Annotated in this window: 13 protein-coding genes; 5 read left to right on the top strand and 8 right to left on the bottom strand. The window is 56.6% G+C overall.

Going from position 1 to position 13,009, the window contains the following annotated elements:
- Nucleotides 1–59: 59 nt before the first annotated feature.
- The 6 genes from HMPREF0201_RS15190 to ybbA form a co-directional block, all read right to left on the bottom strand.
- On the bottom strand, nt 60–719 hold the full coding sequence (locus HMPREF0201_RS15190) for a methionine ABC transporter permease (RefSeq protein ID WP_016537622.1): 660 nt from the start codon (nt 717–719) through the stop codon (nt 60–62).
- Nucleotides 712–1,728, bottom strand: coding sequence for a virulence-associated ABC transporter ATP-binding protein SfbB (sfbB, locus tag HMPREF0201_RS15195; RefSeq protein WP_016537623.1), 1,017 nt, complete (start codon nt 1,726–1,728; stop codon nt 712–714). The genes HMPREF0201_RS15190 and sfbB overlap by 8 nt, the downstream gene beginning before the upstream one ends.
- 55 nt (nt 1,729–1,783) lie before the next feature.
- Nucleotides 1,784–2,620 carry a MetQ/NlpA family ABC transporter substrate-binding protein gene (locus tag HMPREF0201_RS15200; RefSeq protein WP_039898564.1) on the bottom strand — a complete coding sequence of 279 codons (837 nt, stop codon included), beginning with the start codon at nt 2,618–2,620 and terminating at the stop codon, nt 1,784–1,786.
- A gap of 236 nt (nt 2,621–2,856) precedes the next feature.
- Nucleotides 2,857–4,008 (bottom strand): porin, encoded by a 1,152-nt coding sequence (locus HMPREF0201_RS15205; protein WP_016537626.1) that lies wholly within the window; start codon nt 4,006–4,008, stop codon nt 2,857–2,859.
- A gap of 221 nt (nt 4,009–4,229) precedes the next feature.
- Nucleotides 4,230–6,644 carry a putative ABC transporter permease subunit YbbP gene (ybbP, locus tag HMPREF0201_RS15210; protein WP_016537627.1) on the bottom strand — a complete coding sequence of 805 codons (2,415 nt, stop codon included), beginning with the start codon at nt 6,642–6,644 and terminating at the stop codon, nt 4,230–4,232.
- Nucleotides 6,641–7,327: a putative ABC transporter ATP-binding protein YbbA gene (gene ybbA, locus HMPREF0201_RS15215; RefSeq protein WP_039899384.1), complete on the bottom strand. Its 687-nt coding sequence runs from the start codon at nt 7,325–7,327 to the stop codon at nt 6,641–6,643. Before ybbA ends, ybbP begins: the two co-directional genes overlap by 4 nt.
- Here ybbA and tesA point away from each other — a divergent pair.
- From tesA to HMPREF0201_RS15230, 3 genes are all read left to right on the top strand, one after another.
- Complete coding sequence (gene tesA, locus HMPREF0201_RS15220) at nt 7,295–7,918, top strand: multifunctional acyl-CoA thioesterase I/protease I/lysophospholipase L1 (protein ID WP_039899385.1); 624 nt, start codon at nt 7,295–7,297, stop codon at nt 7,916–7,918. The genes ybbA and tesA overlap by 33 nt on opposite strands.
- Before the next feature lie 77 nt (nt 7,919–7,995).
- The gene (locus tag HMPREF0201_RS15225) at nt 7,996–8,766 is read left to right on the top strand and encodes an SDR family oxidoreductase (protein WP_016537629.1); all 771 of its coding nucleotides are present in this window, start codon (nt 7,996–7,998) and stop codon (nt 8,764–8,766) included.
- Between the two features lie 58 nt (nt 8,767–8,824).
- Nucleotides 8,825–9,679: a co-chaperone YbbN gene (locus HMPREF0201_RS15230; RefSeq protein ID WP_016537630.1), complete on the top strand. Its 855-nt coding sequence runs from the start codon at nt 8,825–8,827 to the stop codon at nt 9,677–9,679.
- A gap of 56 nt (nt 9,680–9,735) precedes the next feature.
- On the opposite strand, the gene cfa is transcribed toward HMPREF0201_RS15230, so the two are convergent.
- Complete coding sequence (gene cfa / locus HMPREF0201_RS15235) at nt 9,736–10,887, bottom strand: cyclopropane fatty acyl phospholipid synthase (protein WP_016537631.1); 1,152 nt, start codon at nt 10,885–10,887, stop codon at nt 9,736–9,738.
- Nucleotides 10,888–11,142: 255 nt separating this feature from the next.
- Between cfa and HMPREF0201_RS15240 the strand changes: the two genes are divergently transcribed.
- Both HMPREF0201_RS15240 and HMPREF0201_RS15245 read left to right on the top strand, forming a co-directional pair.
- Complete coding sequence (locus tag HMPREF0201_RS15240; protein WP_016537632.1) at nt 11,143–12,057, top strand: SPFH domain-containing protein; 915 nt, start codon at nt 11,143–11,145, stop codon at nt 12,055–12,057.
- Complete coding sequence (locus tag HMPREF0201_RS15245; protein ID WP_016537633.1) at nt 12,054–12,500, top strand: NfeD family protein; 447 nt, start codon at nt 12,054–12,056, stop codon at nt 12,498–12,500. Before HMPREF0201_RS15240 ends, HMPREF0201_RS15245 begins: the two co-directional genes overlap by 4 nt.
- On the opposite strand, the gene cueR is transcribed toward HMPREF0201_RS15245, so the two are convergent.
- Nucleotides 12,497–12,907 carry a Cu(I)-responsive transcriptional regulator gene (cueR, locus tag HMPREF0201_RS15250; protein ID WP_016537634.1) on the bottom strand — a complete coding sequence of 137 codons (411 nt, stop codon included), beginning with the start codon at nt 12,905–12,907 and terminating at the stop codon, nt 12,497–12,499. The two genes, HMPREF0201_RS15245 and cueR, sit on opposite strands and share 4 nt — an antisense overlap.
- Nucleotides 12,908–13,009 lie beyond the last annotated feature (102 nt).

Here is a 13,009-nt window from a genome sequence, read left to right on the forward strand (position 1 = left end):
CAGATTGGGGGCTTATCAGGAAGAAAACAGGCCGAACAGACGTCCGGCCAGAAAGCAAATTAATGTCTGTCGCGTTTATCCGCGCGTTTGGCGAGGTAGTCGCCAAACATTTGCACGATCTGCACCAGCACAATCAGCGCCACGACCGTGACCACCATGACCTGGGTTTCGTAGCGGTAATAGCCGAAGCGGATAGCCAGGTCGCCCACGCCGCCGCCGCCCACAATCCCTGCCATTGCCGAGTAGCCAATCAGGCTGACGAGGGTGACGGTTAACCCGCGCAGCAGCCCGGCGCTGGCTTCCGGCAGCAGAACGGTGCAGATGATGCGCATTGGGCTTGCCCCGAACGCCTCTGCGGCTTCAATAATGCCCTTATCAACCTCCCGCAGCGCGCCGTCCACCAGGCGGGCATAAAACGCAATTGCCGCGACGGATAAAGGCACGGAAGCCGCAATCGGCCCGATGGTGTTGCCGAGCAGGAACTGCGTGAGCGGCAGCAAAAGCACCAGCAGGATCACGAACGGCACCGAACGCACGATGTTTACCACCACCGAGCTGATGATATTGAGACCGCGGTTTTGCCAGAACAGATTGCGGTCGGTAACAAAGATCAGGAAGCCCAGCGGCAGGCCGCCGATAATTGCCAGCAGCGTGGAAATACCCAGCATCTGGAAGGTTTCGCCGAAGGCGAGCGTCAGGTCAGCGACTAAATCATCCATTCAGCACCTCCACGTAGGCCGTATTTTTACGGATATGGTCGATAGCATCGCCTACCGCCGCCGGGTTGCCGGGTGCGGTAATCGCCACCACCAGAATGCCCAGAGCGCGATCGCTGATGTACTCAATTTTGCCGTGCAGGATATTCACCGCCACCCCGTATTTTACCGCCGCGAAGGAGAGCACCGGCTGCTCCGCCGAGTCACCGATAAACATGATTTTCAGCAGCGCGCCGCGCATATTGTCCAGCAGGCGCACCGGCAGCGTTAAATTCAGCGTATGGGAAACCAGCTGCTGCGTGAACTCGTGCTGCGGATGAGCAAAGATGTCGAACACCTCGCCGGACTCCACCACTTCCCCGCCGGACATCACCGCCACGCGGTCGCAGATAGATTTGATCACGTTCATCTCATGGGTGATCAGCACGATGGTGATCCCCAACTGCTGGTTGATCTTTTTCAGCAGCGCCAGGATGGTGGCTGAGGTTTCGAGATCCAGCGCCGAAGTCGGCTCATCGCACAGCAAAACGTCCGGGTGGTTGGCAATGGCGCGGGCGATGCCGACACGCTGCTTCTGCCCGCCGCTCAGCTGCACCGGGTAACGATTGGCTTTATCCGCCAGCCCCACAAGCTCAAGAATTTCCGCCACGCGAGGCCCAATTTTACTGCGTTCCCAGCCCGCGGCCTTAAGGCTGAAAGCGACGTTTTGCCTGACGGTGCGGGTATGCATCAGGTTGAAGTGCTGGAAGATCATGCCTATGCGCTGGCGAGCTTTACGCAGCGCCGTGCCCTGCAATGCGGTGATTTCCGTCCCGGCGATTTTTACGCTGCCCTCGCTCGGGCGCTGGAGCGCGTTCAGGGTTCGCAGTAATGTGCTTTTCCCCGCGCCGCTGGTGCCGACGATGCCAAAAACCTCGCCCGCCCCTATATGCAGCGTGACGTTATTCACCGCGCGGCTTGTCTGGCTGCGCCCGGCGGCAAAGTCCACGCAGACTTTTTCTATCTCAATCATGAAAACCTCAAATCAGCGACAAAGAGCAGGCATCCCGCCTGCCCTGCTCAGACAGTTACTTTTTCTCTGCGGCAACCATCCAGTCCGGCTTCTGGAAGGCATTAAAGACATTTTGCGGGTCGTCGATGGCTTTTTCATAGGCCGGGGATTTCACCGTTTCGACGATATCCTTCGCAAAAGGCTTATCGGCATCTTCGGCGCGTACCGCAATGATATTTTTGAGGTTTTCATCAAGGTGCTCTTGCTTAAGCGCGGTAGAGAGCTTCAACCCGGCGGCAATAGCAAAATTGCCGTTCACCAGCGCGGCGCTGGCGCTGTCGAGCGTGCGCGGCAGCTGGGCGGCTTCCAGCGCTTTAAATACCAGCCCTTTTGGATTGGTCGCGATATCGCGCTCGGAGGCCTTAGTCGGGTCGATATTCTCTTTGATGGTAATCAATTCCATCGACTGCAAGAAGCGCAGGCCGCGAGCGAGGTTGGTCGGGTCGTTAGAGAGCGTGACGATATCGCCCTTTTTCAGTTCGTCCAGGCTCTTCACTTTATGGGAATAGATGCCCATTCCGGCGGTTGGCACGGCGATCAGCTTCGCCAGCTTGAGGTTTTTGTCAGCGGTGAATTTATCGAAGTAAAGCGAGTGCTGGAACAGGTTGGCGTCGATGCTGCCGTTCGCCAGCGCCATGTTCGGCTGCACGTAGTCGCTAAACTCGCGCACCACGACTTTATAGCCTTTCTCTTTCAGCGACGGCGCAATGGCCTGTTTTACCATGTCGCCGTACGGCCCCGGCGCTACGCCGAAGACGATAGTGTGCGGGTCGCTGTTTGCCTGGGCAGCGTTCAGGCCGCAGGCCAGAAGTAAAGCGCCGGTCGCAACACGCCAGCTGAGACGATTTCCCATGAGTATTCTCCCTAACAGAATGATGTGTGATGCCTGGCGGCGAGCCTCTTTGACGGGCCGCTCACTAAGTAATTGATCCAACAGGACAGAGTAAGATTGCACATTCTGTTAACAGAGGTAATTGAAAATATTTCATCTTGCGCACGGGAGAAGGCGCGGAGGGCGAAAACGGGGCTTTTGCGAATAACAAAAAAGCAAAGCGGATTTTCCGCTTTGCTTATTAAAAGAACGCTGACTTAGAAATCGTAGCGCAGACGAACCAGGTTCATGTCGCCCAGGTTGTCGGTGCTGGAGGTGAATACGTGCTCGTAATCCACCTGGAAGCCGTAATCCAGCTTGAAGCTTACGCCCACGCCGTTGTCGATGCGCTGGTAGCTACGGCCGGTAACGTACTGCAAACGGTCACCCATGAAGTATGGCTGCACGGATTTAAGCGCGTACTGACCAACCGGGATGGTGTAACCGGCAAAGTACTCGATGCCCCACGCGTCGCCGGAGAAGTAGTTGTTTACGTCTTTCAGTTTGGTGGTCAGGAAGTTCTGATACCAGCCGCCGCCGAAGCTGAAGGTCCAGTTGTCCGGTTTCCAGCTCAGCGCGGTACCGTAGATATTCTGGTTGTAAGACTTGCTATCGCCGTCGTTCGGGTTACGCATATCGGCACGGGTGTAGTTCCATGCGGTACCCCAGGTCAGGTCTTTGGTGATGTGGTAATCCACGCCCAGAGAGCCGCCGCCTTTACGCTTGTAACGCATGCCGGTGGTCGCACGGATGTCGTTATCTTCAAACAGGTAGGAAGCGTAAACGTCCGCATCGCCGAAGGTGTTTTTGTACTTCAGCATGTTACGGGAACGGTAAGATCCGTCGTAGTCGCCGTTGATGCCGTTACCCGGAGCCTGGCCGATCATGTCGTAGTCCCAGATATCGGTTTTCGCGCCAACCACATCATAGTAAACGCTGTTCTGCTGGCCGTAGGTCAACTGACCCCAGGTTTTGCTTTTCAGGCCGGTATACAACATGCGGCGGGTGGTGTTATTTGCGCCTTCGGCATAGTGGTTATCCCACTCGAATACCGCAGGGATATTCACGCCCAGCTCGTAATAGCTTACCCAACTGATATCATCGAACAGATAATAATCAGCCGCAAAGCGGAAACGGGTGCCACCATCAAAGCCATTACGTTTGTAAGAGCCTTTGTCGCCGTCGCCGGACATCATGTTGAACTGCGGACGAATACTGCCGCCCACGGTGAAGTTAAGGCGGCTAAGAGGGTTACCGGCCTGCGGATCTTGCTTCAGGACGGTGATTTCTGCGTTAGCAGCGAAAGACGCCATACCTGCAAGCAGGCCAGCCCCAATCAGTAATGGTAAAGCGCGCAATTTTGCTGTCATTTTGAATCCTTAGTAACCGTATTTATTATAAGCGCGGGCATACTAACGCTTATTAATTTCGATTTCTTAGGAATTTTTAATGATTCGTGCGGTTAACGGGGGCCATTTGTTTAATAGATATTAAATAAACAAATAAATTTGCCTTAAATATGTTCTGACGCAAAAAACATCGAAATATAAATCATTTTATAACGATGCCGGGCGTCCCTGCCCGGCACTTATCAGGCGACAAACTGGCGGAACAGCGCTTTCCCTTTCAGCAGGCGAACGCCCAGCCAGCCGCCGCAAAGCGACAGCAATACCGCCCCGGTAAGCGGCAGCACGACCCACAGCCGCCAGTCAGGCTGCCACGGGAAATCGAATACCCGGGTTTGCAGCATGCCAAGCGCCGTTTCCGCGCCAATGGCTGCAACCAGGCCGGAAACCAGCCCCAGCACAGCAAACTCACACCACAAAGTGGTTCGCAGCAGCTTTTTACCGGCGCCAAGCGTGCGGTAAACCACCAGTTCCTGGTGGCGCTGGCGCATACCAACCTGAACCTGAGCCAGCAACAGCAGCAGGCCGCAGGCGGTCACCAGCACCACCATCACCTCCAGCGCCCGGCTTACCTGCTCCAGCACCTGGCCGACCTGCTTCAGAATAGCGCCTATGTCCAGCAGGCTGATGGTCGGAAACTCTCGGTTCAACTGGGTCAGCAGGCCGTTATTGCCTTCCCAGCGGAAGCTGGTGAGCCAGCTTTGCGGCTGGGCATCCAGCGCGCCCGGCGGGAAGATGAAATAGAAGTTCGGCCGCAGGCTTTCCCAGTCCACTTTGCGCAGGCTGGTGACTTTGGCGCTGAAGTCCTGGGTGTCCCCCATAAAGGTGACGCTGTCCCCCAGTTGAATGTTCAACCGCTTCGCCACGCCTTCATCCATCGATACTTCGCCCGCTTTCGGCGGCCAGGCGCCTGCCAGAATCGGGTTATGATCCGGCTTCTGGCTTTGCCAGGTGAGGTTCAGCTCGCGGTTGAGAGCTTCATCCGGGTTGCCCTCGGTGGCCTTGCCGTTAATCGCCGTCATGCGCGCCCGCACGATGGGGTAAAACGACTCGGGGATCACCTGATGATCGGCGAGGAAGGTTTTCACCGGCTGAACCTGTTCGGGCGCGATATTAACCAGGAAATAGTTCGGACTTTCCGGCGGCAGCTGTTGCTGCCATCTTTCCAGCAGGTCGCCGCGCAGTACCAGCAGCAGGGCAAGCAACATAAAGGAAAGCGAGAAAGCGGCCAGCTGGCTGAGCGTTGCCCACGGCTGGCGCAGCAGGCGGTTAACCGCCAGGCGCAGGGCAAGATTTTTCAGCGTGAGCTTTTTCAGCAGCTTCAGTACGCCCCATCCCACAATGCCGCACAGCGCGGCCAGCACCAGCGTACCGGCCAGCACCGCCCACAGTAGCGAGCTTCCGCCCATCAACAGCGCGAGAAGCGCAACCACCACACAGCTAATCACCGGGAGATAAATTTTTAGCGGCCAGACATTCGCCACCGCGTCTCGCCGCAGTACCCGCAAAGGTTGAGTTGCCAGCAGCAGACGATAAGGCCGCAGCCCTACCAGCAGCGAAATCGTTACCATCGAGCCTATCGCCCACAGCCACGGCCAGAGGCTGGCAGGCGGCAGCGCGGCGGGCAGCACCGGTTTCAGCAGTTGCAGCAGCGCGGCTTCAAACACCAGCCCCGCAGCGCCCCCGGCTATGGCCGCCAGCAGCAGCACCATCAGCCACTGGCCGATGATTAACTTGCGCAGCGCCGCCCTGCCCGCGCCCAGCGTTTTCAGGATAGCCACCAGGTCATAGCGGCTGCGGCAGTAGTGACTCATCGCCACGGCGACGGCAGCAACCGCCAGCAGCAGCGTCAGCAGGGCGGAAAGCAGAAGAAATTGCTGAGAACGTTCCAGCGATTTGCCAAGCGCCCCTTCATCCTGCTCCATGCCAATCCAGCGCTGTTCCGGCTTCAGCTTCGGTAGCAGGTAGTTCTCATAACTCTGTAGCTGCTGCGCGGCTCCGCCAAACTTGTAGCGCCAGCTAATGCGGCTTCCGGGCTGTACTGCCCCGGTTTTCTCAACATCGGCAAGGTTCATCATCAGGCGGGGCGCAATCTGGAACGGGTTAAACCCGGCGTCCGGCTCCTGAATAACCTGCCCGGCAATACGCAGCGTGGCGTCGCCGACGTCAATATTGTCGCCTACCTTCAGGTTAAGCAGGGCCAGCAGGCGCGGCGCAAGTAAAGCCGTCCCGGGTTCTGGCTTCAGGCCCGGCGGGTCCGTTTCCAGCTCGCCGTACATCGGGTAAACGCCGTCTACCGCTTTCACATCCGCCAGTTGCGGCGTGTCACCGGCAAAAGTCATGGTGGCAAAGCTTAGCTGTTCGCCCACCTTAAGGCCGTCTGCCTTAGCCTGCTCCAGCCACTCAGCCGGCACGGCACGGGCGGCCCGCAGCGTGCGGTCACCGGCCATATATTCGCGGCTCTGCTGGCTCAGCCCTTTTTCCATTCTGTCGCTGATGCTGCCGAGCGCCAGCACGCACGCCACCGCGAGGCTAAGCGCCAGCCAGACAATCAGCAGCGAGGGAGAGCGCCACTCGCGCCAGAACCAGCGGGCTATCATGCTTCCTCCCACAGCTTGCCTTCACGCAGCCGCAGGCGGCGGTCACAGCGAGCCGCAAGCTGTTCATCGTGAGTGACGAGGATCAGAGTGGTGGAGAAATCGCGGTTGAGGGAAAACAGAAGATCGGCAATGCGGTAACCGGTTTGCCTGTCGAGATTGCCGGTTGGCTCATCGGCAAACAGCACACCTGGCCGCCCGTTGAAGGCGCGAGCCAGGGCTACACGCTGTTGCTCGCCGCCGGAAAGCTGGGCGGGAAGATGGTCGAGACGCTTGCCCAGCCCAAGCTGCTCCAGCAGCGCTTTGGCCTGGGTCCGGCTGGCCGAGCTATTTTCACCACGCAGCAGCGAGGGAAGCTCAACGTTTTCGAGAGCATTAAGGGTGGGCACCAGCATAAAGGACTGGAACACAAAGCCGACGTTTTTTGCCCGCAGCGCCGCCCTGGCTTCTTCATCCATGCTGTGCAGCGGCTGGCCGCAAAGGTGGACCTCGCCGCTCGAGCCATCGTCCAGCCCGGCGAGAATAGCCAGCAGCGTGGACTTCCCCGAGCCGGACTCGCCAATCAGGGCGATGGTTTCGGCCGGTTTGACAACCAGCTCAACTCCGGTAAGGATGGAAAGCTCGTGTTCACCCTGACCCACGGACTTACTAAGATGATGAACTTCAACAATGTTTTCCGCTGGCATTTGCCCTTCCTGTTTCTGGCTTTGATGACCTTCCGCGCCGCGGCGGCGGACACGTTATTGATATTAGGCGATAGCCTGAGCGCCGGTTATCGCATGGCGGCCAACGGTGCCTGGCCCGCCCTGCTGGATGCGAAATGGCAGCAGCAGGGAACAAAAGTGGTTAATGCGAGCATCAGCGGCGATACTGCGGCTCAGGGCCTGGCTCGCCTGCCCGCTCTGCTAAAACAGCATCAGCCGCGCTGGGTGCTGGTCGAACTCGGCGGCAATGACGGCCTGCGCGGGTTCCAGCCTCAGGCGGTAGAAAAAACGCTGCGCCAGGCCATCACCGACGTTAAGGCGGCGAACGCTGAGCCCATGCTGATGCAAATTCGCCTGCCCGCCAACTACGGACGCCGTTATAATGAGGCGTTTAGCGCTATTTATCCGCAGCTTGCCAAAGAGTTTGATATTCCTCTGCTCCCGTTCTTTATGGAGGAGGTGTATCTGAAACCGCAATGGATGCAGGATGACGGCATTCACCCAAACCGTGATGCTCAGCCGTTTATCGCCGACTGGATGGCGACCCGGCTGGCTCCATTACTCTCTAAATAACTGGCGCAGCAGCGCCAGGCATGACGAGATAGTTAAACACGACTGATAAATAATCGGGGCACCCTTCGGGTAAAGTTATGCAAAAATCCGTTTTAATTACAGGCTGCTCCAGCGGGATTGGCTTAGCCAGCGCGCAGGAGTTACAGAAGCTTGGCTACAACATTCTCGCCGCCTGCCGTAAACCGGAAGACGTAGAGCGCATGAATCAGCTCGGTTTTACCGGCATTCAGCTCGATCTTGATGACCCGGAAAGCGTCAAACGTGCCGCCGCCGAAGTGATTGAAATCACCGGTAATCGCCTTTACGGCCTGTTTAATAACGGCGGTTATGGCGTTTATGGCCCACTGAACGCCATTTCCCGCGAACAGCTGGAGCAGCAGTTTTCCACCAACTTCTTCGGCACGCACCAGCTAACCATGCTGCTGCTGCCCGCGATGCAGCCTCATCATGAGGGCCGCATCGTGATGACCAGCTCGGTAATGGGGCTGATCTCCACCCCGGGGCGCGGGGCTTATGCCGCCAGTAAATACGCGCTTGAGGCCTGGTCCGACGCGCTGCGTATGGAGCTTCGCCACAGCGGAATTAAGGTTAGCCTGATAGAGCCGGGCCCAATCCGCACCCGCTTTACCGATAACGTTAACCAGACCCAGTCCGACAAGCCGGTTGAAAACCCGGGAATTGCCGCGCGCTTTACCCTCGGCCCGGAAGCCGTAGTGGCAAAAGTGCGCCATGCGTTTGAAAGCCCAAGGCCAAAATTACGCTACCCGGTGACCGTGGTAACGCACGTTGTTTCCGTACTGCGCCGCCTGCTTCCGGCCTGCGCGATGGACAAAATTTTACGCAGCTGAGTTGAAGTCCCGGCCTCAGCCCCCATGTAAAAAACAAATGCTTAACTGAGAATCGCCCATGTCCGCAGAAAATATTATTAACATTACCGAAGCGAACCTGCACCAGACGCTGGAACAGTCCATGGCTAAGCCGGTGCTGTTCTATTTCTGGTCTGCCCGCAGCCAGCATTGTGAACAGTTAACGCCGGTTCTGGACAGGCTTGCAGCCCAATACAACGGTCAGTTTATTCTCGCTAAAGTTGACTGCGACGCCGAGCAGATGGTGGCTTCGCAGTTTGGTCTGCGCTCTATTCCGACGGTTTATCTGTTCCAGAACGGCCAGCCGGTTGACGGCTTCCAGGGGCCGCAGCCGGAAGAAGCGATTCGCGCCCTGCTCGACAAAGTGCTGCCGCGTGAAGAAGAGCTGAAGGCTCAGCAGGCGGTTGAGCTGATGCAGGAAGGGAAACACGCCGAAGCGTTGCCGCTGCTAAAAGATGCGTGGCAGCTTTCCGGCCAGAACAGCGAAATTGGCCTGCTGCTGGCGGAAGTGCAAATTGCCCTGCACCGCAGCGAAGATGCCGAAGCGGTGCTGAAAACCATCCCGCTGCAGGACCAGGATACTCGCTACCAGGCGCTGGTCTCGCAAATCGAACTGCTGAAGCAGGCGGCCGATACCCCGGAAATTCAGCAGCTACAGCAGCAGGTGCAAAACGAGCCGGAAAACGCCCAGCTTGCCGGGCAGCTGGCATTGCAGCTGCATCAGGTCGGGCGTAACGAAGAAGCGCTTGAGCTGCTTTACACCCATCTGAAAAAAGACCTCGGCGCCGCCGACGGTCAGGCGCGTAAAATGATGATGGAAATTCTGGCCGCGCTGGGAACGGGCGATGCTCTGGCCTCCAAATATCGCCGCCAGATTTATGCCCTGATGTATTAATCCGTTCAAAACGAAAAAGGCCGGTTTCCCGGCCTTTTCTTTCTCTGTTTATCTGTTTATCTGTAAACGCGGATCCCGCCGTCTACGCCGCTCGGGCTTAACAGCACCTGCCAAAGCTGAATATTACGCGCACGGAATGCACCGGCGCAGGCATTCAAATAATAGCTGAACATACGTTTGAAACGCCTATCGTAATTGCGTTCGATATTCGGCCAGCAGCGTAAAAAGTTATCGTACCAGGCCATTAAGGTTTTATCGTAGTCCGAGCCGATATTGTGCCAGTCTTCCATTACAAAATGCTTTTCACTGGCGGCGGCAATGTGGCTAACCGAAGGCAGGCAGCCGTTGGGGAAAATATATTTATTGATCCAGGGATCAACGTTTAAATCAGTTTCGTTAGAACCAATGGTGTGTAGCAGAAACAGACCGTCATCTTTTATATTACGGGCCGCAACTTCAAAATATGTGTTGTAGTTTTTTGGGCCGACGTGCTCAAACATGCCGACCGAAACAATGCGGTCAAATTTACTGTTCAGGTCACGGTAATCCTGTAGCAGAATATCGACATCCAGGCCCCGACAGCGATCCTGAGCCATTTTTTGCTGCTCTGCGGAAATCGTCACGCCAACCACGCTGACGCCATACTCCTGGGCCGCGTACTGCGCCAGGCCGCCCCATCCGCAGCCGATATCCAGCAGCTTCATACCCGGTTTAAGCTGGAGTTTCTCGCAGATCATATGCAGTTTGTTGCGCTGCGCGGAAGCAAGATCCGTAGCCTCTTTCCAGTAGCCGCAGGAGTATTGCATATACGGATCCAGCATCGCCGCAAACAGATCGTTGCCGATATCGTAATGCTCTTTGCCGACTATCCATGCGCGCTTGCGGGACTGCAAATTAAACAGCCGTGCACCTGCAATACGCATTAAGTCAGAAAAATGTTTTGGTATCTGGCTATCAAGGCCGTGACGCAAAATGCGGGTAAAAAGAATATCCAGTCGGTCGCACTCCCACCAGCCATCCATGTAGCTTTCGCCCAGCCCCAGGGAGCCTTCCTGCAATATTCGTTTAAAGAACTCTGGGTTATTAACCCGAATATCCGCCGGACCGCTACCGTTAATATCAATAGCCAGCGGGGAAATTAACTCTTCAACTATTTTTTGCCAGCGGCTGTTATTCGTCTGTTGCTGTTCAGCTATTATCGTTCCCATTGCTTCCTCTACCGGATAAAACTCCCTCGTCTAAGGCGTCCCATACAGCGCAGCTGGTCTGCCGAATGATTCGATATTACGCCTACACACCACATGTAAAAAATGAACTTAACTCATCAACTTCATTCCAATTTGGCATAGTTACGGTCAGAGACCGGGATTGCCTACACTTAATTGGCGGCCGTTGCCAGGATGTTGCTGAATGTTTCAACTTAAGCGGGTAGACTGGCGGCAAAACAAACAGGAGGTTTTTAAATGCTTATCGTGATCCCCGTATTAATCCTTGTTGCGCTGGTGATTGTCGCTGCCGGGGTAAAAATTGTGCCTCAGGGCTTCCAATGGACCGTAGAGCGCTTTGGCCGCTATACCAAAACTCTGATGCCGGGGCTCAACCTTGTGGTGCCGTTTATGGACCGCGTAGGCCGCAAAATCAATATGATGGAGCAAGTGCTCGACATCCCTTCCCAGGAAGTTATCTCCAAGGATAACGCCAACGTTTCCATCGATGCCGTATGCTTTATTCAGGTGGTCGACGCGCCGCGTGCCGCCTATGAAGTCAGCAACCTTGAGCTGGCCATCATCAACCTGACGATGACCAACATTCGTACCGTGCTTGGCTCAATGGAGCTGGACGAAATGCTCTCCCAGCGCGACAACATCAATACCCGCCTGCTGCACATCGTCGATGAAGCCACCAACCCGTGGGGCATTAAAATTACCCGTATTGAAATTCGCGACGTCCGCCCGCCGGCGGAGCTTATCGACGCGATGAACGCCCAGATGAAAGCCGAGCGTACCAAACGAGCGTACATTCTTGAGGCGGAAGGTATTCGCCAGGCCGAAATCGTAAAAGCCGAAGGTGAGAAACAGTCGAAGATCCTGAAAGCCGAAGGCGAGCGCCAGTCGGCCTTCCTTGAAGCAGAAGCCCGCGAACGTAGCGCCGAAGCCGAAGCCCGCGCCACGCAGATGGTTTCTGAAGCGATTGCCAAAGGCGATATCCAGGCGGTGAACTACTTCGTCGCCCAGAAATACACCGACGCGCTACAGACAATCGGTTCGGCCAATAACAGCAAAGTAGTGCTGATGCCGCTGGATGCCACAAGCCTGATGGGCTCCATCGCCGGGATCAGCGAACTTATCGCCCAGAGCGGCAGCGAGCGTAAAAAATGATAGACAGTATTCTCGCGCATCCGCACGTCTTCTGGCTTGCGCTGGGCGGACTGCTGCTGGCGGCGGAGATGCTGGGCGCCAGCGGCTATCTGCTGTGGAGCGGCGTGGCGGCGGTGATAACCGGCCTGCTGGTCTGGGCTCTGCCGCTGGGCTGGGAGCTACAGGGCGTTTGCTTTGCGCTACTGACGCTGGTTGCCGCCTTCCTCTGGTGGCGCTGGCTTTCCGGGCGCAAACAGCAGGTCCCGGGTGAAGTGCTGAATCAGCGCGGCCAGCAGCTGGTTGGCCGCCGGTTCCGCCTGGACACGGCGCTGGTCAATGGCCGGGGGCATGTTCGTGTGGCGGACAGCAGCTGGCCGGTTACCGCAGACGAAGATCTCCCGGCAGGCTGTGAAGTGGTCGTGCTTGCCGTAGAAGGCATCACGCTGAAAATCAGAGCCGCTTAACTCACCCCGTGGCGATGGCAACAGCCGGAAAGGTTGTCGATAATCGGACAATCGGCGCCGTCATCGCCCGGGCAGGCTTCCGCCAGCGTCAGCAGATGCTGGCGCATATTCTGCAATTCGATAATGTGCCGTTCGATATCCGCCACTTTCTGCAAAGTGCGCGCTTTTACGTCCGCGCTGTGCCTTGCCGGATCGTTAAACAGGCTCACCAGCTCTTTGCACTCTTCAAGATTAAACCCCACCTGGCGGGCCTGACGCAGTAGCGTTAGCTCATCGAGATGTTTCTGGGTATAGCTGCGGTAGCCGTTGTCGGCGCGAAAAGGCGCCGTAACCAGCCCTTTCTGTTCATAAAAACGGATTGCCTTGCTGGTTAACCCGGTTTTTTTCGCCACATCGCTAATATTCATTTTTCCTCCTTGACCTTCCCCTTGATGGAAGGTTTAACCTTCATCATAGTTAACCGAATCTCCTTTTCGGTCAATATTTCACCTCGTAATCGTACAGGAGTC

It is taken from the genome of Cedecea davisae DSM 4568 (assembly GCF_000412335.2).
GTDB classification, from domain to species: Bacteria; Pseudomonadota; Gammaproteobacteria; order Enterobacterales; family Enterobacteriaceae; genus Cedecea; species Cedecea davisae.

Excerpts from the sequence above, each read along its gene's own strand:
- HMPREF0201_RS15190 (WP_016537622.1), bottom strand. The coding sequence starts at position 719 with ATGGATGATTTAGTCGCTGACCTGACGCTCGCCTTCGGCGAAACCTTC.
- sfbB (WP_016537623.1), bottom strand. The coding sequence starts at position 1,728 with ATGATTGAGATAGAAAAAGTCTGCGTGGACTTTGCCGCCGGGCGCAGC.
- HMPREF0201_RS15200 (WP_039898564.1), bottom strand. The coding sequence starts at position 2,620 with ATGGGAAATCGTCTCAGCTGGCGTGTTGCGACCGGCGCTTTACTTCTG.
- HMPREF0201_RS15205 (WP_016537626.1), bottom strand. The coding sequence starts at position 4,008 with ATGACAGCAAAATTGCGCGCTTTACCATTACTGATTGGGGCTGGCCTG.
- ybbP (WP_016537627.1), bottom strand. The coding sequence starts at position 6,644 with ATGATAGCCCGCTGGTTCTGGCGCGAGTGGCGCTCTCCCTCGCTGCTG.
- tesA (WP_039899385.1), top strand. The coding sequence starts at position 7,295 with ATGATGAACTTCAACAATGTTTTCCGCTGGCATTTGCCCTTCCTGTTT.
- ybbA (WP_039899384.1), bottom strand. The coding sequence starts at position 7,327 with ATGCCAGCGGAAAACATTGTTGAAGTTCATCATCTTAGTAAGTCCGTG.
- HMPREF0201_RS15225 (WP_016537629.1), top strand. The coding sequence starts at position 7,996 with ATGCAAAAATCCGTTTTAATTACAGGCTGCTCCAGCGGGATTGGCTTA.
- HMPREF0201_RS15230 (WP_016537630.1), top strand. The coding sequence starts at position 8,825 with ATGTCCGCAGAAAATATTATTAACATTACCGAAGCGAACCTGCACCAG.
- cfa (WP_016537631.1), bottom strand. The coding sequence starts at position 10,887 with ATGGGAACGATAATAGCTGAACAGCAACAGACGAATAACAGCCGCTGG.
- HMPREF0201_RS15240 (WP_016537632.1), top strand. The coding sequence starts at position 11,143 with ATGCTTATCGTGATCCCCGTATTAATCCTTGTTGCGCTGGTGATTGTC.
- HMPREF0201_RS15245 (WP_016537633.1), top strand. The coding sequence starts at position 12,054 with ATGATAGACAGTATTCTCGCGCATCCGCACGTCTTCTGGCTTGCGCTG.
- cueR (WP_016537634.1), bottom strand. The coding sequence starts at position 12,907 with ATGAATATTAGCGATGTGGCGAAAAAAACCGGGTTAACCAGCAAGGCA.